Here is a 21295-nt window from a genome sequence, read left to right on the forward strand (position 1 = left end):
ACAATGACCGCTCGATCCAGCCTGACTGTCGTGCTTGCGGCCGGTGAGGGCACGCGCATGCGATCCTCGCTGCCGAAGGTGCTGCACCCCGTCGCCGGCCAGTCGCTGCTGGCGCATGTGCTGGACGCCGCCCCGCACGGAACGGGCGCGGCCCTCGCGGTCGTGATCGGGCCGGACCACAAGGCGGTGGCCGACGTGGCCAGGCGCGTCCGCGCGGACGCGGCAACCTTCATTCAGGCCGAGCGCCTCGGCACCGCGCATGCCGTGCTGGCCGCCCGCGAAGCGATCGCGCGCGGCGCCGACGATCTGCTGGTGGCGTTCGGTGACACGCCGCTGATTTCGGCCCAGACATTTGCGCGGCTGCGCGCGCCGCTGGCGCAGGGCGCAGCCCTTGCGGTGCTCGGCTTCCGTGCCGCGGATCCGACCGGTTACGGCCGGCTGCTGCTCGAGGGCGGCCGCCTGATGGCGATCCGCGAACATGCCGACGCGACGGAAGAAGAGCGCAAGGTGACGCTGTGCAATGCCGGCGTGATGGCGTTCGACGGCCACCGCGCGCTGGAAATTCTCGACCGGATCGGCAAGGCCAACAGCAAGGCCGAGTATTATCTGGTCGATGCCGTCGCTATTGTCAGGGAAATGGGACTGGAGGCCGTCGTGATCGAAACCAGCGAGGACGAAGTGCGCGGCATCAACACCAAGAGCCAGCTTGCGGAGGCGGAAGCGGTGATGCAGGCGCGGCTGCGCAAGGCGGCGCTCGATGCCGGCGTGACGCTGATCGCGCCGGAGACGGTCCATCTCGCCGCCGATACCACGTTCGGCAGCGACATCACTATCGAGCCGTTCGTGGTGATCGGCCCCGGCGTCACCATCGCCGACGGCGCGGTGATCCATTCCTTCTCGCACATCGTGCAGACCTCCATCGGCAGAGGCGCTTCCGTCGGCCCCTATGCGCGCCTGCGCCCCGGCACCTCGCTCGGCGAGGGCGTTAGAATCGGCAATTTCGTGGAAACGAAAGCTGCGACGATCGAGGCGGGCGCCAAGGTCAACCATTTGTCCTATGTCGGCGACGCCCATGTCGGCGCCAACGCCAATCTCGGCGCCGGCACCATCACCTGCAACTATGACGGCTTCTTCAAGCACAAGACCACGATCGGCGAGGGCGCGTTCGTCGGCACCAACTCCTCGCTGGTGGCGCCGGTGAAAATCGGCAACGGCGCCTATATCGGCTCGGGCTCCGTCATCACCAAGGATGTGCCTGATGACGCGATGGCGGTGGAACGCAGCCCGCAGAGCAACCGCGAGGGCGGGGCAGCAAGGTACCGCGAGATGAAGATGCGGGCGAAGAAGCCGAAAGAGAGTTAAGCGGAGCGCGTGTTAAGCTTCCCGCTTCAGACTTGTCTCAATCGGCAATACGGTTTTCGGTCGAAAATGCCGTGAATAGCCCGGCACATTGCGGACACTCGCGAAACCCCTCCGCAACGCCATCGCAGCACAATTTAGCAATTTGGCTACCAATTGGTGCCAGCATTCCGCCGTTGCGGATAGGTCGCAATTGGCGACAGCGAATTCCGAAAGGCTTTAACCCGACCAGCCCGGTTGGCGGTCTCTTTCCTTTGGAGAGGCCCACTATGTTCAAAGGCTTTGTAATGGCAGCCTTGATGCTGCTTGGTGCGTCGCAGCTAGACCAGTATCTCACCCATGGTCGGTATACCGACGCCTCCATGTCGATGCTGAGGCAGATCAGGCACTCGTTCGGTATTTGACCTGCAACCCGGCTGGCGTCGGCTGAATTGGCCACCTCGGTTGACGCCCGAAGGGACGCCTTGATCTTGATGAATATTCATTCAAGTTCCTGCAACCATCGGTCTCGTTCGGCGTCATGCTTAAGTGCGGAGCGCGTTATGGACGACGACAGGGAACAGCGTGAGCTTCAAGAGCGGGTGATGCGCTTCCGCGTGATGGAGCGCGAGGTCACTGACCCGCTTGCAATTGGGCTCCTGCACGACATCGTCACAGAATTGGAAGCGGCCCTGGAGCAGCCTGACAGGTAGTCATGCAAAAGCCCGGCAGCCATTTCGGACTGCCGGGCGAAACGCAAATACCAGGTGAACTGAATGCCGCGCCGCTGCAATGCGGCTATTCTGACGCGGATTTCGTGACCGTCTATCCGGAAGAGTACGGGCGCGCACTTTCGTCCCGTTGGAACCGAACCCTCGCACCTTTGCGGGCCGCTCCAGCGAAGGCAATACGCCGCGCTACTTCCGGCTCCCTTGATTGCCCCGGAGGAACCCTCAGCATTCGTGTCCGTTGCACCGCTAAATCAAGCCCAAGGAGGACTTCCACATGTTGAAGATCGCTCTTTCCGTGGCGGCAGCCGCAGCGCTGCTTACGACTGCCCCGCTCGTCACTCCGGTCAAGGCCCAAGGCGTCGATGTTCAAGTCGGCCGGGACCGCGACTACGATAGGGATCGCGACTATCGCTACGACCGTCGCCGACACTACGACTCCGACACCACAGTTGGCGTCGGTCCAGGGGGTGTCACCATCGGCAAGCGCTGCCGCATGGAGACTACCACGATTGAACGGGACGACGGCCGCAGGATCACGCGCAGGGAGCGCCGCTGCGACTAAACGAATTACGAATTACGGTGCACTAAACATTCCCGCCTGATTAAGTGCACTGTAAGGGCCAAGCGCCTTCGAGACGACTGCCCTTAGCGGCACAAAGGGAGGTGCGTAGCTGTGAAATATGGAAAGTTTGGAGAACTCAGTACCTTGCAACGACGGGGTCACCAAACTTGTACGCTATTCCTATCATTCCAATGTGCGTATTGAGTTTCAAATTCGTGGCCACCGTTACAGTTGAAACACCGGGGGATACGAGCAACAGCGAATTGCTCCACGTTCCGAAGTCCGAGTAACGATACTCAGCACGAAGCATCCAGTTTGCGAAGATTTTCGCGTCGATGCCGACTCCGGCCGTCCAGCCAGTTCGGGTGGAACTGTTCGTCGCCGTCGCAGCAGCGGGGACTGGAGTTGGTCCGCAAAGGGGATCGTTAAGGCTGGTTTGGCAGGTTATGGAGTTGGAGAAGTTCTGGAATGCAATACCGCCAGTCCCATAGAGCAGAACATTGGGAGTTACCAGATATCCGAGCCGACCCCGCACATCCGCATCCCATTTAGCTTTTACACTCGATACATCGGCTCCGGGTCCCGGGACACCCAAAATGCAAGTGACCGTGCAGCCGGGCGCCCCCACAGTCGTGACGGTGCTGTCAAAATAGGCCGCATCGAGGACAATGCCTGCAACCCACTGAGGCGCGAACTGATAGTCGTATCCGGCAAAGACCCCAAAGCGACCGCTTGAGGGGCTAAAGCGCCTGGGCGAACTACCATCTACTGTTGGGGGAGGAATTACAAAGCCCGGTGCGACAACGGCAATCGACGTAGTCGTCCAATTGGCGTTGGCCTGCTCGCCGCCGAGCGAGGCTCCAACATAAAAGCCTGTCCAAGTCGAAGCGGCTGCTTCGGGTGCTTGGTACCGAGGGGCTTTCACAACCATGTCGGCAGCGGATGCGCCCATTGCGCTGGCCGCGAGAACGGATACCGCCAAAGCAAGTTTTTCCATAAAAAAGCCCCAGGCACTCGCTGAATGGCACAACCCAAAGCCTAAACAGGTTCATCCCGCTCGGATGTAACGTTCAAGCCACAGTCGAGACATTTCGGTCGCCGGTTCCGCTCTTGCCAACGCGTCCGCCGACATGGCCGAACGCCAATCGCCTGACGATCGGCATCATGGCGTTGCTAGCCGAGTAAGAGCGCCGCCTCATCAGCGAGCGCATCAAGGCCACGCTTGCAGCCGCCAGGGCGCGCGGCAAGAAGCTCGGGGGCAAGCGCAGCAATGCACTCTCGGCAAGCGGCACGGCGCAAGGCGTTGCGGCGCTGAAGCAGCGCACCAACGAGCGCGCAGCGTCATTCGATCATATCAACCGGTCGCTTTGCGAAAACGTCCCTTGCCTTGCAAAAAACCTGCCTCGCGCCGTGATACCACCACCCCATTCTTTCGAAAACAAATCTGGATTCATTTCTCGAAAGGTGAAGTATCTTCTCGTTGACAAAAACTTTGTGCGGACTTCTGGGGGCGCCATTTCTTTCAACAGGAATCACTTCGGCATCATAAATTAGGCCATGCAATTCTGCGAAAATCATAGCTTCGATGATCAGCATATCTATGCAATATTTTTTATATTTTTCGTCACCACTGAATTTCGTGCTCTGTGGGTGATATTTTCTGCTTGCCAACCATGCATAGGTCGCTCCTGAATCAAACAGGAAGGCGGCGGCGGCTTCCACGCCGTTCTTATCTTTTACTGCAAGCGCGAAAGCTTTCTGACGACGAACACTGTTCTCGATGAGTGTCTCTGCAACGCTTAGCGGGGCGTAGCTCTGCTCGCCATTACCAATCAGATTGCTCTCGTAAAACTTACAAAAGTCAGACGCTGAGATATTCTCTATTTTTGCTAGTCCTGCTGTTTTTTTATACCTAGCTCTTCCGTCTTTTGAAATGGTTTTCAGTACGTTGTCTCTGGCTTGCGCATATCCGTCAACACGCTCATAATTTTGCTTGCTGGGTGGACGGATGTATTTGGGCATTTCGATGCATTCAAACCCAGCTTCGATAAACGCGTCGCGAATGGATGCCTGATTATCCAGGATGAATTGGCAATAACCAATCGATCCAGGAAGCTGCTTTATGATATCGGTGATCGCACCTCGTTTCTCTTCATCACTTATGTGTTTGTCGAGAAAGACGAATGAGCTAAGGCGTCTCCAGTTATCTGAACTTGTTATCCTTGGAAAAATGCCCATTACGTTTGTTTGGCGGTATGGAAAAGCGCATATTAGCTTGCCGGCTTTATTAAATGCCTTGGCTACACGGAGCTCCTTCCTGTACGCGATATCTACGAACCAAGGCTGAGAAAAGATCGATATCTCGTCCAGGTGCGCGCCCGCGATCCAATCCCACTTGCTCCGACTCTTCGGCACGAGCATCGTCGTCAAAAGCCTGCCCCATCGATTTTCGAAGGGCGCGATGCTCAATATCATCCAGCGTTTTATCGTCCAGTCTATTGGCACGCTCGAACTCGACCGCCATTTCGCGGATCACGCCAAGCGGCCCCTCACGTTCTTGATTTTCAAGATCGTCAGGATGCGCCCGGTCGAGGCCGCGGTGGCTTACCCAGAATATTCGGGAGCAACGCAAGAGTGAGTGCGCAGAAGGATTACCTAAATCGGAAAGCCGCTCTGGATATTCGTCGACCCCGCGTTAGTCTCTGCCCGATGCTGCTGCTGCCGAAGCCGCGCCGGATTGGCGAGGCTCACGCGTAATTGCGGTGACACTGTCACCGTAATTTCGTAATTTGGGGTATCCAAGCGCGGCGGCGCGCTGACACGTCTCAAAACGCCTCAGGCCACCGGCGTGCACTGTGGAAGACCCGCAGGACTTGGATTGTGTTGCCGACCAGACGGTACGGCACGATGTATGGCGTCCTCGGGATCACGAACTCGCGCGTCCCCGGAACTCGACCCGGCCGCCCCATTTCGGGGCTATTGGGAAGTAACGTCTCGACATTGTGTACGATATGCAGCGCAACACGTTGCGCTGCTGCGGGATCGTTCTGCGCGATGTAGCCCGCAATGCCGCGAGGTCGGCAATCGCTTCTGGCGACCAGATTGGGTTCATGACCTCAGAGCCGGCTCCGGAAATCTGCACAGTGCGATAAGTGGAGTTTCTGCCTGACGGCGGGCAAGATTGTCCCGCGAATCAGGAGAGACGATGACGAGACGAGCGCGCCGGAACCACACACCGGCTTTCAAGGCGAAAGTGGCGCTGGCCGCGGTGAAGGGCGATCGAACACTGGCTCAATTGGCGGAGCAGTTCGACGTGCATCCCAATCAGATCACGTCGTGGAAAGCCCAGCTTGAGGGCGGGGCCGCCGATGTGTTCGGTCCAGGGGGCGGCAACGCCATGGCGCTACCGGCCGTCGATGTGAAGTCGCTGCATGCCAAGATCGGGGAGCTGACGCTGGAGAACGATTTTTTAGAAGGAGCGCTCACCAAGGCGGGATTGCTGAGCGCAAAACGATGATCGACCGTGAGCACGATCTTTCGATCACCAGGCAGGCGGAAGTTTTGAAGATCAGCCGTGGCAGTGTCTATTACCTGCCGCGTCCGGTGTCGCCCGACGACCTCGCGATCATGCTGCGGCTCGACCGGCTGCATCTGGAGTTTCCTTTCGCCGGTTCGCGGATGTTGAGAGGCCTGCTGGCTGCCGAGGGGTGCAAGATCGGCCGCCGGCATGTCAAGACGCTCATGCGGAAGATGGGGATAGAGGCGCTCTATCGCCGTCCGCGCACCACCAAGCCCGAACCTGGTCACAAGATCTATCCGTATCTGCTGCGGGGCATGGAGATCACGCGCCCGAACCAGGTCTGGGCAATGGACATAACGTATATCCCGATGGCGCGTGGCTTCGTGTATCTCACCGTCGTGCTGGACTGGGCGACCCGCCGGGTTCTGTCGTGGCGGCTGTCGATCACGATGGAGGCGGCATTCTGCGTCGAGACGCTGCATGACGCCATGGCTCGCCACGGCAAGCCGGAGATCTTCAACACGGATCAGGGCTCGCAGTTCACCGGCTCGGCCTTCACCGGCGCGCTCGCCAGCAACGGTATCGCCATCAGCATGGACGGCAAAGGAGCATGGCGGGACAACGTGTTCGTCGAGCGGCTGTGGCGCAGCGTCAAATACGAGGAGGTTTACTTGCGGGCCTACGATAGCGTGTCCGACGCCCGCGCCTCGATCGGCCGATACCTCGACTTCTACAATGGCCGGCGTCCACATTCGAGCCTTGACGGCAGTACACCGGATCAAGCCTACTTCAACTCGCTGCCGCTCCGCACGGCAGCCTAACCCCGGCAGAGGCTCCACTTATCGACGCGGAGATTCTGTTCAGACAATCGGGACCAGCTCACTCTTGGGTGCCGGTTTCTCGTTCGCGCTTCCCCAGGAAGCGACCCAATCCTTAACCTGGTCATGCGGAATCCCTTCGCCGCGATCGAGCGAGGCGATGGCGCGCTTGATACTGGCGACCTGCCATTCATTGAATTCGAGATATTCGTTGATGGCCTCGGCAGCGAGAAAGGAGCTACTGCGACCAGTACTCTTGGCCAATCGCTCCAGCCGTTTCTTCACGCCCGTATCGACGCGCACCGTAAAGGTTGTCGACTTCATGAGGGACCTCTGTGAGTGATTGTGTGCAATATGATACTAGCATCGGAGATGCACAATCCCATGGGCCTCCTGCGGCAAACTGGCTGCTGGAATTGCGAACGGCCGCGTATTTCGACTACGGTGACGTCAATTGGATGTCACCGCAATTCGGCAAGAACCACTGGTAGTTTTATGCGCGGCCGATAAGCTTCAGCCATTGCACAAGGGGGACACGATGAAATCAATTCTATTCGCCACTCTTATGCTCGCCAGCACCCAAGCCTTTGCGGAAACATGCTCCGATTCTTACGGGCGCTGCTTGAAACCTCGCGGCAGTGGCGTCTGTGACGCTCCGTGCCAGAGCTACTGCAAGGGTCAGAGAGCGCAATGTATGACCACTGGCACCTTCACAACTCGCAACACCAGCCGGACGGGGCTCGACCGGAAATAAATTAGTACGGCCGAACCATTTTCTGTGTGACCAAGGGGATTACAGGCTCATTTCGAGGATGACCTGTGGCAGCAAGAGGAAAGAACCGTCGGTTTCCGACGGCGTTCAAATTGAAGGCGATCAAGCGTGCCGAAGGCGGTGAAGGCGTACTGCCTGTGGCCCGCAAGCTTGGTATATCGCGCAAGCTCCTGCATGACTGGATCAAGGCGTGGAAGGCCCACGGGCCCGAGGGGTTGAACCGCAAGCCCGGGCCGAAGCCTGGCCCCCGCAGGCTCAAGCCGCTACAGGCGGATGACATGAAGCGCTCTGCGCTCGCCCAGGCGAACTTGCGCATAGCCGAGCTCGAACGGCTGGTGGGCCGCCAGCAGATGGACATCGATTTTTTTCGAAAAGCCTTGCGCGCCTTGGAGCGGCCGGCAGCGCAAGGCAAACCCGCATCCGCATCATCGAAGTCATTGAAGCGATGACCACAGAAGCGTCTGGCTCACAAGCCGATGTGCAGCGTCTTTGCAGGCTCGCAGGCCTGCCGCGCGCGACCTACTACCGGCACCTTGCGCGACGCGGCGACGAGGCGGATGAGTGCGAGCTGCGCGATGCGATCCAGCGCATTTGCCTCAAGCACCGCTTCTATGGCTATCGGCGGGTGACAGCGGCACTCAGGCGGCAGGGCATGGTGGTAAATGCCAAGAAAGTTCAGCGGCTTATGCGCGAGGACAATCTCCTGGCCCAGCGCAAGGCGCCGTTCCTGAAGCCACCTGCCGATCGACCTTCGGCCTTTCTCATCGTGCCCAATCTGGTGCGTGGCCTCGTGCCGTCAGCGCCGGACCAGATCTGGGTCGCCGACATCACCTATGTGCATCTCGCCAGAGCCTTCGTCTATCTTGCCGTCATTCTCGACGCCTTCTCGCGCAAGGCCGTCGGCTGGGCTTTGGAGAACACGCTTGATGCCTCGCTCGCCATTGCCGCGCTGGACACAGCCCTCGAAGCCCGAAAGCCGCAACCCGGCAGCCTGATCCATCACTCCGATCGCGGCGTACAATACGCCTCCATCGCCTACCGCCAGAAGCTCGCCGAACACGACATCACCATCAGCATGAGCAGGCCCGGCAATCCCTTCGACAACGCCAAGGCCGAAAGCTTCATGAAGACGCTCAAGACCGAAGAGGTCAACGGCAAGGCTTTCGTCGACATCCGCGATGCCCGCCGCCGCATCAACGGCTTCATCGCAGAGGTCTACAACAAGGACCGGCTGCACTCGGCGCTCGGATACCAATCGCCGCTTGAGTTCGAAACCGCGTTCGCGCAAAACAAAGCACGATAACGCATCATGGCAACCGCACTGTCACAGAAATTATCGTGTCTCACTTATGGGGTGCAGTCCAGCACTGTCACCGTAACTCCAGCTGTTGCGCCGGGTCGGCGCCGTACAGGTTCGGCCCCTTGGTGCCTGGCAGAATGCCGAGCTCGACGATGCCCCATAGCGCGGGCGGAAGGCTCGCAAGAACCGGGATCAAGCCGGTCGAGAAATCTCCGCTCCGGCCGGTTCTGGGGTCGTCAAAGAGGGCGATGCTGAAGCCGCCAACGAACAGGGCGAAGGGCAGCAGCCAGAAAACCAGCAGCCACCAGCCGTTCTTGTTGCGGTCGTGCAATCGCTTGCTGCCCACGGCCAGTATCGGCCACAGGCTTAAGAGCCATATGAATTGCGAGGTCAAGGCGAGCATCAGGACGGCCGCCTTTTCGCTTTCGAGGAGAAAGGGGGCGAAGGTCAAGACCAGCACCGCGACGATCAGGGCGAGGATCGCCAGCCAATACGTGCGGCGGCCGATCCGGCCGTCGAAGCTAAAGAGGATCTTCTGCAGTTTCATCGCATCCTCGCCAGGGGCGCCATCTCGGGCGCTTTGATTGGTCGGCACGGCGGCAGATTTGGTTCGAAACGGAGTTCCTTCAGGCAGCGGACAGCGGATACGACGCGCACCGTAAAGGTTGTCGACTTCATGAGGGACCTCTGTGAGTGATTGTGTGCAATATGATACTAGCGTCGGAGAGGCACAATCGAGACCTCATGGGCCTCCTGTGGCAAACTGGCTGTTGGTGGTTAAGCGATAGTCCTCTTTGTGCACGATGGGCCGGACACGAAAACTTCTGGTAATTCGTCATCACGGCAATTGGCTCGCCGGATTGTAGCCCGCTTCATTTTTTGCGTACCCCCGGCAGCCTCCGGGCAAATGGCGAGGAGAAGATCCCATATGGCGAAGCTCGTCTTCGGATTGAACCAGTCGCTGGACGGCTATGTCGACCACACGGCATTTGTACCCGACTCTGTGCTTTTTCGTCATTTCATCGAAGACGTGCGCGGTCTGGCCGGCAGTGTGTACGGTCGCCGCATGTATGAGGTGATGCGGTATTGGGACGAGGATCATTCCGAATGGGACGAGGCGGAACGTGACTATGCGGCGGCGTGGCGGAGCCAACCGAAATGGGTGGTGTCGCGCTCGTTGAAGTCGGTCGGCCCGAACGCTACCCTGGTCGAGGATGAGGTCGAGGCGGCGATACGCGGGTTGAAAGCTCGACTCGATGGGGTGATTGAAGTTTCCGGACCAGAGTTGGCGGCAAGTCTGAGCAACCTGGGCCTTGTCGATGAGTATCAATTATACCTGCATCCCGTTGTGCTCGGTGGCGGCAAACCGTTGTTCACCGGCCCGCTGCCCCCGCTGCGCCTGGTGGCGAGCGATCGTATCGGCGAGGACGTGATCAGGTTGACCTACGTTCCGGCATAGTCACGGCGATTAGCCTGACGGACCGCTGAAGAGAGGCGCAAATTGCGGTGGCCGCGTCACAAACCGGGATGACAGGCAAATCACTTCGGATTTTCAGAAATCGTGTCAAGTCCCGGAATCAAAAATATTCCGCTTCCACCCTCGGGCAAATCACCGCTATCACTCCGGCCATCCACCCCGGCAAGAGGGGCGTATCGCGATCGTCACGGACGCGGGGTTGGATGCGGTGGACGCAGCGGCGTCGGGCGCGATCGTGGTCGCAGGGCGGGTTCTCCCGTGAGTGATCTTACGTTTACGCAGACGACCGGCGTTTCAAGGCCTTCGCAAGAACTTCGCACCGGCATCTCGCCGATCGGAGGGGCGGTTGAGGGCGCTGCGTACGGCGAAGTCGTGTGGTTCTGGCATCCGTTGCTGATGTCAAGCCAGCGGAGATGCGTCGGCCCGACCGGGCTTAGACAAATCTCAATCCGCTGGTGACGGTGACAAAAAGGAATTCGTCGCCGGGAAGAGCGCGTATAAGCCGTAAAGCCATTGCGCAGGGAATGCCGGATTGCCTCCGCTGAACCTGTATGCTCGTGTGCGTTTCCTTCTACCCATTGCACGCGAGACCGCGGGTGCAGCGCGCATCCGGCATTCCCTGCTCCCTCTCTTTCGGGGAGAACCAAGGCCAAAACTCGGGCAGATCATGCCGCGAGATCGCGGACCCATATTCCGTAGGCCCGGCGGCTGTGACAGGTTAATCCCCGGTTTGGCTACCCATTAAGCTTTCCGCTTAAGACTGTCTCAATACGCAACAATTATTGAGTATCTGTCAGACTACATTTCTCGTTAAGAGACTAACGGGTTGCGACGCTACTCTCGTCGATTTGGGGATATCAAACCGCATGTGCGGCATTGTCGGCATTCTTGGGAAAGCTCCGGTCGCGGAACTGTTGGTGGATTCACTCAAGCGGCTTGAATATCGCGGCTATGATTCCGCAGGCGTCGCCACGCTGGAAGGCGGCCACCTCGCGCGCCGCCGCGCCGAAGGCAAGCTGAAGAACCTCGAAAAGCGGCTGGAGGCCGAGCCGCTCGCAGGGCACACCGGCATCGGCCACACCCGCTGGGCGACCCACGGCAAGCCTACCGAGAACAACGCGCATCCGCATGCGACCGATCGCGTCGCCGTGGTTCACAACGGCATCATCGAAAATTTCCGCGAGCTGCGCGAAGCGCTGGAGAAAAAAGGGGCCGTCTTCAAGACCGAGACCGATACCGAGATCGTCTTGCACCTGGTCGACAGCCTGCTGCAGCAGGGCATCAAGCCGGTCGAGGCGGTGAGGGCGGCGCTGTCGGAACTGCGCGGCGCGTTCGCGCTCGGGTTCATCTTCTCAGGCGACGACGACCTGATGATCGGCGCCCGCAACGGGCCGCCGCTGGCGATCGGTCACGGCGACGGCGAAATGTATCTGGGGTCGGATGCGATCGCGCTCGGGCCGTTCACCGATATGATCAGCTATCTCGAAGACGGCGACTGGGTGGTGCTGACGCGCAAGGGCGCTGTCATCTACGACAAGAACAATGCGATCGTGCAACGCGAGGCGGTCAAGCACAGCGCCTCGACTTCGCTGGTCGACAAGGCGAACTACCGCCACTTCATGGCCAAGGAAATCCACGAGCAGCCGGAAGTGGTTGGCCACACCCTGGCACGCTACATAGACATGGCGAGCGACCGCGTCGTGCTGCCAGTCAAGCTGCCGTTCGATTTTAGGGATATCCAGCGCATTTCGATTATCGCCTGCGGCACCGCGAACTATGCCGGCTACGTCGCCAAATACTGGTTCGAGCGGCTGGCGCGCGTGCCGGTCGAAGTCGATGTCGCCTCGGAATTCCGTTACCGCGAGGCGCCCTTGCGCAAGGGCGATCTCGCGGTCTTCATTTCACAGTCGGGTGAGACCGCCGACACGCTGGCCGCGCTGCGCTATGCCAAGGCCGCGGGCGCCCACACGGTGTCGGTCGTCAACGTACCGACTTCGACGATTGCGCGCGAAAGCGAAACCGTGCTGCAGACGCTGGCAGGTCCCGAAATCGGCGTCGCCTCGACCAAGGCCTTTACCTGCCAGTTGATGGTGCTGGCCGCGCTCGCGGTCGCCGCCGGCAAGGCGCGCGGCGAATTGTCGGACGAGGACGAAACCAAGCTCGTCCACGGTCTCGTCGAGATTCCGCGCCTGATGGCGGCGGCGCTGACGATCGAGCCGCAGATCGAAAAACTGGCGCGCGATATCTCGAAATCGAAGGACGTGCTTTATCTCGGCCGCGGCACCAGCTATCCGCTGGCGCTGGAAGGCGCGCTGAAGCTGAAGGAAATTTCCTACATTCACGCCGAGGGCTATGCCGCCGGCGAACTCAAGCACGGGCCGATCGCGCTGATCGACGAAAACATGCCGGTCGTGGTGATCGCGCCATTCGACCGGGTGTTCGAGAAGACCGTCTCCAACATGCAGGAAGTCGCGGCGCGCGGCGGCAACATCATCCTGATGACCGACGCCAAGGGGGCGGCGGAAGCCACCATCGAATCCCTGGTCACTATCGTGCTGCCCGACATGGCGGCGGCGTTCACCCCGATGGTCTACGCCATCCCGGTGCAGTTGCTGGCCTATCATACCGCCGTGGTGATGGGGACCGACGTCGATCAGCCGCGAAATCTCGCCAAATCGGTAACGGTCGAATAGTCAAGTCAAACGGCTGTCACGCTGGCCCTTCAAAAACCTGCTAGGATGGCTTAGCTGGCATAATGCCGGCTGCCCTGACCTGGAACCCCAATGAACCGCGAAGAACTGTCCCCGACCGCGTCCCCGGAGGAACCCCTGCCGGAGGCGCACCACGCCGGGCTAATGGCCCGTTTCCGGAACTATTTTCTGACCGGACTGGTTGTCGCAGGGCCGGTCGCGATCACGTTTTATTTGACCTGGTGGTTCGTGAACTGGGTCGACAATCTGGTTCGCCCCTTCGTGCCGACCGTCTACCGTCCCGAAACCTACCTGCCGTTCGGCTTGCCCGGTTCCGGGCTGATCGTCGCCGTGGTGGCGCTGACGCTGCTGGGTTTCCTCACCGCCAACCTGATCGGGCGGACGCTGGTCGATCTCGGCGAGCGTCTGCTCGGCCGCATGCCGGTGGTGCGCGCGATCTATCGCGGCCTGAAGCAGGTGTTCGAGACGCTGTTCTCGGGCAAGGGGTCGAGCTTCCGCAAGGTCGGCCTGGTCGAATTTCCCTCGCCGGGCATGTGGTCGATCGTTTTGATCTCGCAGGCGCCGAGCGTGAACATCGCCAGCCAGCTTCCCGGCGAGGAAGAGCATATCTCGGTTTTCCTGCCCTGCGCGCCGAACCCGACCACGGGTTTCTTTTTCTACGTCCCGAAGAGCAAGATCATCGAAGTCGACATGAGCACCGAAGACGCCGCGACCCTGATCATGTCGGCCGGCGTGGTGCAGCCCGGCTCTGACCCGCAGAAACGCAATGGCGCGCTGGCCGGCATGGCGAACGCGGCGCGCGTGGCGAATTCGGCTGCCGCGCTGCAGCCGGCTCCGGCAAAGGTGAAGGTGGAGTGATCTGCTGTCATTCCGGGATGCGCGAAGCGCAGACCCGGAATCTCGAGATTCCCCGATGCGCAATCGCGCATCTGAGGTTCGCATCTTCGATGCGCCCCGGAATGACAGCAGTTATGCTAACTCTGACAGGCCGACATCATGACCAAGAAGATCGAAGGCATCATTCCCGTGATGATCACGCCGTTCACCGCGAACGGCCAGATCGACTATCCGGGCCTCGGCCGGCTGGTGGAATGGTACATCGACAATGGTTCCGACGCGCTGTTTGCAGTCTGCCAGTCCAGCGAGATGCAGTTCCTCAGTCTCGACGAGCGGGTTGCGCTTGCCGCTTTCGTCAAGAAAGCCGCCGCCGGCCGTCTCCCGGTCATCGCTTCAGGTCACGTCAGCGAAAGCCTGGAAGACCAGCTTGCCGAACTGGCCGCGATTGCCGCCACCGGCGTCGATGGCATGGTGCTCGTCACCAACCGTCTCGACGCCAGACGGGAAGGCGGCAGCAAGTTCATCGACGACCTGAGCTGGCTGCTCGAGCGGATGCCGACGCAAATTCCCCTCGGCCTCTACGAGTGCCCGGCGCCCTATCGCCGCCTGCTCACGGATGATGAACTGACGTTCTGCGCGGGTACCGGCCGCTTCGTCATCCTCAAGGACGTGTCCTGCGACCTCGAAACCGTGAAACGCCGGGTGGCGCTGACCAGAGGTACGCCGCTGGCCATCGTCAACGCCAATGCGGCGATTGCCCATGATGCGATGAAGGCCGGTTCGCGCGGCTTCACCGGCGTGTTCACCAACTTCCATCCCGATCTCTACAAGTGGCTGATGACCGAGAGCGCCGGCCATCCGGCGCTGGCGGACGAACTTTCCGTCTACCTCGCGCTGTCGGCGATGGCCGAACCGATGGGCTATCCGAAGCTTGCAAAGCTCTATCACCAGCGTCTCGGCACGTTCGCCTGCATCGACAGCCGGGCCGTCACCTTCGATGTCCACGAAAAATTCTGGGCGCTCGACGCGCTACTGGACAAGATCGTCGAGGGCACCGAGCATTACCGGCGGCGCATTGCCGTGGTTGATGCCAGCAAGACTTATCCCGCACCGATCAGCGACACGGCTTCATCGCGCTCGTACAGATAAAGCAGGCAGCGCAGCGCTTCGCCGCGCTCGCCCTTGAGTTTCGGATTGTCCTTCATGATCCGCAGCGCCTCGTCACGCGCCTGCGTAATCAATTGGGCGTGCACGTCGGAGCGGGCGATGCGGTAGCCGGGCAGGCCGCTCTGGCGGATGCCGAGCACGTCGCCTTCGCCGCGCAGCTTCAGGTCCTCCTCGGCGATCCGAAAGCCGTCGGTGGTCTCGCGGATCACCTTCAGCCGCGCCTTCGACATCTCCCCGAGCGGCTCCTTGTAAAGCAAGAGGCAGGTCGACGCCTCCGAGCCGCGCCCGATCCGGCCGCGCAACTGGTGCAATTGCGCGAGCCCGAAGCGCTCGGCGTTCTCGATCACCATGATGGTCGCGGCCGGGACGTCGACGCCGACCTCGACCACCGTGGTCGCCACCAGGAGCCCGATCTCGTGGGCGGCGAATTGCGCCATCACGCGGTCCTTCTCCGTGCCCTTCATCTGGCCGTGGACGAGACCGACCCTGTCGCCGAAGCGTTGCTGCAGCTTTTCAAACCGTTCCGTCGCGTTGGTGAGGTGCCCGGTACCTTCGCCCTCCGATTCCTCCACCAGCGGGCAGATCCAGTAGACCAGCTTGCCGGCCTTGAGCGCGCGGCCGACGCCATCCGTCACCTCGTCGAGGCGGCTCATCGGAACGGCGCGGGTGTCGATCGGCTGGCGGCCGGCGGGCTTCTCGCGCAGTTCGGATACATCCATGTCGCCAAAGTATGTGAGGACCAGCGTGCGGGGGATCGGCGTCGCGCTCAACACCAGCACATCGACCGCTTCGCCCTTGTTGGTCAATGCAAGACGTTCGCGCACGCCAAAGCGATGCTGCTCGTCGACCACGGCGAGCGCGAGCGCCTTGAAGATCACGTCGTCCTGGATCAGCGCATGGGTGCCAACCAGGAAATCGATCTCGCCGGCTTCAAGCTGGGCGAGGATTTCGCGGCGCTCCTTGCCCTTCTCGCGGCCGGTCAGGATCGCCACGCGCAGCCCGGCGCGTTCGGCCAGCGGCGCGATGGTCTTGATATGCTGGCGCGCGAGAATTTCGGTCGGCGCCATCAGCGCGGCCTGCTTGCCAACCTCGACAACCGCAGCGGCGGCCAATAGCGCCACCACCGTTTTGCCGGAGCCGACATCGCCTTGCAGCAGCCGCAGCATCCGCACCGGCTGACGCAGATCCTCGGCGATGGCGGCGACTGCCTCGCGCTGTGAGGACGTCAGCGCATAGGGTAACGCGTCGATGATCTTGTGGCGCAAATGGCCGTCGCCGGCGTTGCGGTCGCCGGCCGGACGCCGCAACTGCGCGCGCACCAGCGCCAGCGCCAGTTGACCGGCCAAAAGTTCGTCGAAGGCGAGCCGCGACCAGAACGGGCCATCGGGCAAAATGTCGGTGAGTTCGAGCGGTACATGCACGCGGTTCAGCGCTTGGCTGATCGGCGGAAAGCTGCAGCGGCGAATGACTTCCGGGCTGATCCACTCGGGTAACTCCGGAAGTTTTTGCAACGCCTGCGCGATCGCGCGCCGCAGCGAACCGAGCGCCAGGCCTTCGGTCAGAGGATAGACCGGATCGATGCCGCTGAGTTTTGCAAATCCGGCCTCGTCCACGACGCGGTCGGGATGCACGATCTGCGGAATGCCGTCATACATCTGCAGCGTACCGGAAACGTAGCGCTTCTCGCCGACCGGCAGCAGCTTTTCGACATAGCCGGGCTTGGCGCGGAAAAATGTCAGCACCACGTCGCCGGTATCGTCCGAGGCATAGACGAGGTAGGGCGCGCGGGAATTGCGCGGCGGAGGCGGCCGGTGGCGGTCCACGGTGACCTCCAGCGTCACCACGGTTCCCTGCACCGCCTCGCGAATCTTCGGCCGCGCCCGCCGGTCAATCACGCTCGCCGGCAGGTGCAGCAAGAGATCGACCAGCCGCGGCGTCTCATCGCGCGACAGCAGATAGCGCAAGAGCTTGTCCTGCTTCGGCCCGACGCCAGGAAGGGTCGTGACCGGTGCGAACAGCGGATTGAGCAGGGTGGGGCGCATCGGTGTCTCGCAGGCGTCATGCGCGGGCTTGACCCGCGCATCCATCTTCAAAAGAGGATGGATTGCCGGGTCAAGCCCGGCAATGACGGCACAGCGAATAATCGCGAACAACAAGGGCTGACATTGGCGATCCCGGCAGCTATATCAACCCCGCCCGGCACGTCCGGGCTTTTGGCGTTCGAAATGGAATGGGACAATGACGGGTACGACACGATCAAGCGGTGGCCTCGACGACCGCCGCAAGCGGCTTTTATTCCGCTGCTGGCATCGCGGTACCCGCGAAATGGATCTCATCCTCGGCCGCTTTGCGGATGCCGAGATATCTGCCATGCGCGATGACGAACTGGCCGAACTCGAACGCCTGATCGAGGTGCCCGATCCCGATCTCTATGCCGCGCTGATTGGCGACACGCCGCTCGATTCGGAATATGCGACCGCGCTGTTCGACCGCATCAAGGCGTTTCGCGCCGTGGATCATGACGCATGAAGGCTCCAGTCACATCACCCGCCGCGCTGCTGGCTCCCGGCCGCGCGCTGACCTTTGCCAACGTCGCCGAGGGCGCCGAGGGGCTGGTCGTATCCGATCTTGCGCGCGCGGTGGCGGCGCGGCCAAAACCGCCGGCGGTGAGCCTTGCCGTCGTCTGCCGTGACGGTCCGCGCATGCAGCAGCTCGCGCGGGCGCTGGAATTCTTCGCCCCCGATTTGCCGGTGATGCAGTTTCCGGCCTGGGACTGCCAGCCCTATGACCGGGTGTCGCCGCATGGCGGCATCCTGGCGCAGCGCCTGACCACGCTGGCGCGGCTGTCGCGCCTGCAGGGCAGTGACAAGCCGCTGATCGTGCTGACCACCGTCAACGCCATCGTGCAGCGCGTGCCGGCGCGCGAGGTGGTGGCGGCGCAGGCGCTGTCGGTGGCGCCCGGCCATGTGGTGCCGATGGACTCGATCGTGGCCTGGCTGGAGCACAATGGCTACAACCGCTCCTCGACCGTGCGCGAGCCCGGCGAATACGCCGTGCGCGGCGGTATCCTCGACCTGTTTCCCGCCGGTCTCGACCAGCCGGTGCGGTTCGATTTCTTTGGCGACTCTCTCGAATCGATCCGTACGTTCGATGCGGAAACCCAGCGCACGCTGCTCGACATGCGCGCGCTCGACCTGGTCCCGGTCTCCGAATTCCAGCTCGTCACCGAAACCATTCGCCGCTTTCGCATGGGCTATGTCGCGACCTTCGGCGCGCCGCAGCGCGACGATCTGCTCTATGAAGCCGTCAGCGAGGGCCGCCGCCATCCCGGCATGGAGCATTGGCTGCCGCTGTTTGGGGAGAGGATGGATACGCTGTTCGACTATCTCGACGGCGCGCCGGTCGCGATCGAGCCGCAAAGCGAGGATGCCGCGCGCGAACGCTTCAAGCAGATCCAGGATTATTACGAGGCAAGGCGCGAGGCGCTGGAACATCCAGGCTCCGGCGCGATCTACAAACCGTTGCCGCCGGACCGGCTCTACCTGACGGAAACCGAGTGGACCGAGCGCCTCGGTGAGGCGGCGGTGGCGCGGCTTACGCCATTTGCGGTGCCTGAGGGGAGCGCCGATGTGTTCGACGCCGGCGCGCGGCAAGGGCGCAATTTCACGCCCGAGCGCGCCGATGGTTCGGTCAACGTGTTCGAATCCGTGGTGGCGCACGTGCTGGCGTTGCAGGCGCAACGCAAGAAGGTGGTGATCACGCTGTGGAGCGAAGGCTCCCGCGACCGCATGGGCAGCATGCTGCGCGACCACAAGCTCGCCAATCTCACCAGCGTCAACACCTGGCGCACGGCGCAGGCGACCCCGCGCAACGAGGCCATGCTGGCGGTTGTCGGCATGGAGAGCGGTTTTGAGACCGACGAATTCGCCGTCATCAGCGAACAGGACATCCTTGGCGACCGCCTGGTGCGGCCGCGCAAATCGAGCCGCAAGCTCGACAACTTCATCTCGGAGGTCACGAGTCTGGCGACCGGCGATCTCGTCGTCCATGTCGAGCACGGCATCGGACGCTTCGTCGGATTGCAGACCATCGAGGTCGGCGGCGCGCCGCATGACTGTCTCGAACTGCACTATGCCGCCGAAACAAAACTGTTCCTGCCGGTCGAGAACATCGAACTGCTGTCGCGCTACGGCTCCGATCACGCCAATGTCGAACTCGACAGGCTGGGCGGCGGCGGCTGGCAGGCGCGCAAGGCAAAGCTCAAGAACCGCATCCGCGAGATCGCGGGCGAACTGATCAAGATCGCGGCCGAGCGGCATTTGCACGAAGCGCCGAAAATGCCGGTGCAGGCGCATGTCTATGACGAGTTCTGCGCGCGCTTCCCCTATGAGGAGACCGAGGACCAGTTGGGGGCCATCACGACCACCCTGAAGGACCTCGAAAGCGGCCGTCCCATGGACCGGCTGATCTGCGGCGACGTCGGCTTCGGCAAGACCGAGGTAGCGCTGCGCGCGGCATTTGCCGTGGCGCTCGAAGGCAAGCAGGTTGCCGTCGTGGTGCCGACCACGCTATTGGCGCGGCAGCACAGCAAGAATTTTGCCGAACGTTTTCGCGGTTTCCCGGTCAATGTCGCGCAGGCCTCCCGCCTGATCCCGGCCAAGGAGCTGACGCAGGTCAAGAAGGGGTTGACTGATGGTAATGTCGATATCGTAGTCGGTACCCATGCGCTGCTCGGCAAGTCGATCAAGTTCAGGGATCTGGGCTTGCTCATCGTCGACGAGGAACAGCACTTTGGCGTCAGCCACAAGGAGCGGCTGAAGCAATTGCGCGCGCAGGTGCATGTGCTGACGCTCAGCGCCACCCCGATTCCGCGCACGCTGCAACTGGCATTGACCGGCGTGCGCGACCTCTCGATCATTGCTTCGCCCCCGGTCGATCGCCTCGCGGTGCGGACTTTCGTGGCGCCGCACGATCCGCTGATGATCCGTGAGGCGCTGCTGCGCGAACGCTACCGCGGCGGTCAGGCGTTCTACGTGGTGCCGCGGATCGAGGACCTCGCCAGCGTCAAGGATTTCCTCGACAAGAACGTGCCGGAGATGAAGGTCGCGGTCGCCCACGGCCAGATGCCGCCGACCGTGATCGAAGACATCATGTCGGCGTTCTACGACGGCAAATACGACATCCTGCTTTCGACCACGATCATCGAGTCCGGTCTCGATATCCCGACCGCCAACACGCTGATCGTGCACCGCGCCGACATGTTCGGTCTGGCGCAGCTCTATCAGTTGCGCGGACGGGTCGGGCGCTCGAAACTGCGGGCCTATGCGCTGTTCACATTGCCGGCGCAGCAGAAGATCACCGCCCAGGCCGAGCGGCGGCTGAAAGTGCTGCAGTCGCTGGAAACGCTGGGGGCGGGCTTCCAGCTGGCATCGCACGACCTCGACATCCGCGGCGCGGGCAATCTCTTGGGCGAGGAGCAGTCCGGCCACATCAAGGAAGTCGGCTTCGAACTCTATCAATCGATGCTGGAGGAGGCGATCCTCAACCTCAAGGCCGGCGTGGCGGAGCCTGCCGCCGACCGCTGGTCGCCGCAGATCACCATCGGCATGCCGGTGCTGATCCCCGAGGATTATGTCAACGATCTCGCGGTGCGGCTGTCGCTGTATCGGCGGCTCGCCGATCTCGAAACGGATGAAGAGATCGACAATTTCGCCGCCGAAATGCGCGACCGCTTCGGCGTGCTGCCCGACGAAGTCCGCTATCTCTTCAAGGTCGCGGCGATCAAAGCCTATTGCCGGCGTGCCAATGTCGAGAAGGTCGATGCCGGACCGAAGGGCGCTGTCATCACCTTCCGCGACAACAAGTTCGCGCAGCCGGATCGGCTGGTGTTCTTCATCCGCCAGCACGGCCAGGCCGCGAAGGTGCGGCCCGACATGAAGGTGGTGTTCCTCCAGGTATGGAAGACGCCGGAAGAGCGGTTGATGGGCACCACCGAGATTTTGCGGCAACTCGCCAATCTCGCGGAGAGCAAGAAGGCGGCGTAGTTCTTCGCGTCATTGCCG

19 protein-coding genes are annotated in these 21295 nt (G+C 61.5%); 13 read left to right on the plus strand and 6 right to left on the minus strand.

What is annotated here, in order from left to right; genetic code table 11:
• Positions 1–3 precede the first annotated feature (3 nt).
• The 3 genes from glmU (at position 4) to V1293_RS04600 (ending at position 2631) form a co-directional block, all read left to right on the plus strand.
• On the plus strand, positions 4–1362 hold the full coding sequence (gene glmU / locus V1293_RS04590) for a bifunctional UDP-N-acetylglucosamine diphosphorylase/glucosamine-1-phosphate N-acetyltransferase GlmU (protein WP_334507084.1): 1359 nt from the start codon (positions 4–6) through the stop codon (positions 1360–1362).
• A gap of 539 nt (positions 1363–1901) precedes the next feature.
• Positions 1902–2051 (plus strand): hypothetical protein, encoded by a 150-nt coding sequence (locus V1293_RS04595; RefSeq protein WP_275188687.1) that lies wholly within the window; start codon positions 1902–1904, stop codon positions 2049–2051.
• Between the two features lie 292 nt (positions 2052–2343).
• Positions 2344–2631 (plus strand): hypothetical protein, encoded by a 288-nt coding sequence (locus V1293_RS04600; protein ID WP_171582318.1) that lies wholly within the window; start codon positions 2344–2346, stop codon positions 2629–2631.
• 136 nt (positions 2632–2767) lie between these two features.
• On the opposite strand, the gene V1293_RS04605 is transcribed toward V1293_RS04600, so the two are convergent.
• Together V1293_RS04605 and V1293_RS04610 are read right to left on the minus strand one after the other, a co-directional pair.
• On the minus strand, positions 2768–3628 hold the full coding sequence (locus V1293_RS04605) for an outer membrane protein (protein WP_334507088.1): 861 nt from the start codon (positions 3626–3628) through the stop codon (positions 2768–2770).
• A 344-nt stretch (positions 3629–3972) separates the two neighbouring features.
• Positions 3973–5100 carry a hypothetical protein gene (locus V1293_RS04610; protein ID WP_334507090.1) on the minus strand — a complete coding sequence of 376 codons (1128 nt, stop codon included), beginning with the start codon at positions 5098–5100 and terminating at the stop codon, positions 3973–3975.
• Here V1293_RS04610 and V1293_RS04615 point away from each other — a divergent pair.
• The gene (locus tag V1293_RS04615; RefSeq protein ID WP_334507092.1) at positions 5093–5269 is read left to right on the plus strand and encodes a hypothetical protein; all 177 of its coding nucleotides are present in this window, start codon (positions 5093–5095) and stop codon (positions 5267–5269) included. The genes V1293_RS04610 and V1293_RS04615 overlap by 8 nt on opposite strands.
• A 187-nt stretch (positions 5270–5456) precedes the next feature.
• Here V1293_RS04615 and V1293_RS04620 read toward each other — a convergent pair whose 3' ends face one another.
• Positions 5457–5732 (minus strand): type II toxin-antitoxin system RelE/ParE family toxin, encoded by a 276-nt coding sequence (locus V1293_RS04620; protein ID WP_334516621.1) that lies wholly within the window; start codon positions 5730–5732, stop codon positions 5457–5459.
• Between the two features lie 104 nt (positions 5733–5836).
• On the opposite strand from V1293_RS04620, the gene V1293_RS04625 reads away from it, so the two are divergent.
• Positions 5837–6972 (plus strand): IS3 family transposase gene (locus V1293_RS04625; protein WP_334506457.1). Its coding sequence is split into 2 segments (ribosomal slippage): positions 5837–6095 and positions 6095–6972, totalling 1137 coding nucleotides; the frame shifts between segments, so codons are not numbered across the junction.
• A 39-nt stretch (positions 6973–7011) separates the two neighbouring features.
• Here the strand turns inward: V1293_RS04625 and V1293_RS04630 are convergent.
• The gene (locus V1293_RS04630) at positions 7012–7293 is read right to left on the minus strand and encodes a CopG family ribbon-helix-helix protein (protein ID WP_334507094.1); all 282 of its coding nucleotides are present in this window, start codon (positions 7291–7293) and stop codon (positions 7012–7014) included.
• Between the two features lie 495 nt (positions 7294–7788).
• Between V1293_RS04630 and V1293_RS04635 the strand changes: the two genes are divergently transcribed.
• The gene (locus V1293_RS04635) at positions 7789–8190 is read left to right on the plus strand and encodes a transposase (protein WP_334507096.1); all 402 of its coding nucleotides are present in this window, start codon (positions 7789–7791) and stop codon (positions 8188–8190) included.
• Positions 8187–9044 (plus strand): IS3 family transposase, encoded by an 858-nt coding sequence (locus tag V1293_RS04640; RefSeq protein WP_334507098.1) that lies wholly within the window; start codon positions 8187–8189, stop codon positions 9042–9044. The genes V1293_RS04635 and V1293_RS04640 overlap by 4 nt, the downstream gene beginning before the upstream one ends.
• 67 nt (positions 9045–9111) lie before the next feature.
• Here the strand turns inward: V1293_RS04640 and V1293_RS04645 are convergent, their stop codons facing one another.
• Positions 9112–9588: a DUF805 domain-containing protein gene (locus V1293_RS04645; protein ID WP_334507100.1), complete on the minus strand. Its 477-nt coding sequence runs from the start codon at positions 9586–9588 to the stop codon at positions 9112–9114.
• Between the two features lie 381 nt (positions 9589–9969).
• Here V1293_RS04645 and V1293_RS04650 point away from each other — a divergent pair, with 381 nt between their 5' ends.
• The 4 genes from V1293_RS04650 (at position 9970) to V1293_RS04665 (ending at position 15215) form a co-directional block, all read left to right on the plus strand.
• The gene (locus V1293_RS04650) at positions 9970–10500 is read left to right on the plus strand and encodes a dihydrofolate reductase family protein (protein WP_334507102.1); all 531 of its coding nucleotides are present in this window, start codon (positions 9970–9972) and stop codon (positions 10498–10500) included.
• 884 nt (positions 10501–11384) lie between these two features.
• Positions 11385–13211 (plus strand): glutamine--fructose-6-phosphate transaminase (isomerizing), encoded by a 1827-nt coding sequence (glmS, locus tag V1293_RS04655; protein ID WP_334507104.1) that lies wholly within the window; start codon positions 11385–11387, stop codon positions 13209–13211.
• A 90-nt stretch (positions 13212–13301) separates the two neighbouring features.
• Positions 13302–14087: a DUF502 domain-containing protein gene (locus tag V1293_RS04660; protein WP_334507106.1), complete on the plus strand. Its 786-nt coding sequence runs from the start codon at positions 13302–13304 to the stop codon at positions 14085–14087.
• Between the two features lie 138 nt (positions 14088–14225).
• Positions 14226–15215 carry a dihydrodipicolinate synthase family protein gene (locus V1293_RS04665; RefSeq protein ID WP_334507108.1) on the plus strand — a complete coding sequence of 330 codons (990 nt, stop codon included), beginning with the start codon at positions 14226–14228 and terminating at the stop codon, positions 15213–15215.
• Here V1293_RS04665 and recG read toward each other — a convergent pair.
• Positions 15167–17275, minus strand: a complete 2109-nt coding sequence (gene recG, locus V1293_RS04670) for an ATP-dependent DNA helicase RecG (RefSeq protein ID WP_334507110.1) — start codon at positions 17273–17275, stop codon at positions 15167–15169. The genes V1293_RS04665 and recG overlap by 49 nt on opposite strands.
• Before the next feature lie 196 nt (positions 17276–17471).
• Here recG and V1293_RS04675 point away from each other — a divergent pair, with 196 nt between their 5' ends.
• Together V1293_RS04675 and mfd are read left to right on the plus strand one after the other, a co-directional pair.
• Positions 17472–17762, plus strand: coding sequence for an FAD assembly factor SdhE (locus V1293_RS04675; RefSeq protein ID WP_334507112.1), 291 nt, complete (start codon positions 17472–17474; stop codon positions 17760–17762).
• Entirely contained in the window at positions 17759–21277 is a 3519-nt protein-coding gene (gene mfd, locus V1293_RS04680; RefSeq protein ID WP_334507114.1) for a transcription-repair coupling factor, read from the plus strand. The genes V1293_RS04675 and mfd overlap by 4 nt, the downstream gene beginning before the upstream one ends.
• Positions 21278–21295: the final 18 nt, after the last annotated feature.

Source organism: Bradyrhizobium sp. AZCC 1693 (assembly GCF_036924745.1).
Lineage (GTDB): Bacteria > Pseudomonadota > Alphaproteobacteria > Rhizobiales > Xanthobacteraceae > Bradyrhizobium.

Excerpts from the sequence above, each read along its gene's own strand:
- V1293_RS04605 (WP_334507088.1), bottom strand. The coding sequence starts at position 3,628 with ATGGAAAAACTTGCTTTGGCGGTATCCGTTCTCGCGGCCAGCGCAATG.
- V1293_RS04600 (WP_171582318.1), top strand. The coding sequence starts at position 2,344 with ATGTTGAAGATCGCTCTTTCCGTGGCGGCAGCCGCAGCGCTGCTTACG.
- V1293_RS04645 (WP_334507100.1), bottom strand. The coding sequence starts at position 9,588 with ATGAAACTGCAGAAGATCCTCTTTAGCTTCGACGGCCGGATCGGCCGC.
- mfd (WP_334507114.1), top strand. The coding sequence starts at position 17,759 with ATGAAGGCTCCAGTCACATCACCCGCCGCGCTGCTGGCTCCCGGCCGC.
- V1293_RS04650 (WP_334507102.1), top strand. The coding sequence starts at position 9,970 with ATGGCGAAGCTCGTCTTCGGATTGAACCAGTCGCTGGACGGCTATGTC.
- V1293_RS04595 (WP_275188687.1), top strand. The coding sequence starts at position 1,902 with ATGGACGACGACAGGGAACAGCGTGAGCTTCAAGAGCGGGTGATGCGC.
- glmU (WP_334507084.1), top strand. The coding sequence starts at position 4 with ATGACCGCTCGATCCAGCCTGACTGTCGTGCTTGCGGCCGGTGAGGGC.
- recG (WP_334507110.1), bottom strand. The coding sequence starts at position 17,275 with ATGCGCCCCACCCTGCTCAATCCGCTGTTCGCACCGGTCACGACCCTT.
- V1293_RS04615 (WP_334507092.1), top strand. The coding sequence starts at position 5,093 with ATGCTCAATATCATCCAGCGTTTTATCGTCCAGTCTATTGGCACGCTC.
- V1293_RS04675 (WP_334507112.1), top strand. The coding sequence starts at position 17,472 with ATGACGGGTACGACACGATCAAGCGGTGGCCTCGACGACCGCCGCAAG.
- V1293_RS04640 (WP_334507098.1), top strand. The coding sequence starts at position 8,187 with ATGACCACAGAAGCGTCTGGCTCACAAGCCGATGTGCAGCGTCTTTGC.
- V1293_RS04665 (WP_334507108.1), top strand. The coding sequence starts at position 14,226 with ATGACCAAGAAGATCGAAGGCATCATTCCCGTGATGATCACGCCGTTC.
- V1293_RS04660 (WP_334507106.1), top strand. The coding sequence starts at position 13,302 with ATGAACCGCGAAGAACTGTCCCCGACCGCGTCCCCGGAGGAACCCCTG.
- V1293_RS04630 (WP_334507094.1), bottom strand. The coding sequence starts at position 7,293 with ATGAAGTCGACAACCTTTACGGTGCGCGTCGATACGGGCGTGAAGAAA.
- glmS (WP_334507104.1), top strand. The coding sequence starts at position 11,385 with ATGTGCGGCATTGTCGGCATTCTTGGGAAAGCTCCGGTCGCGGAACTG.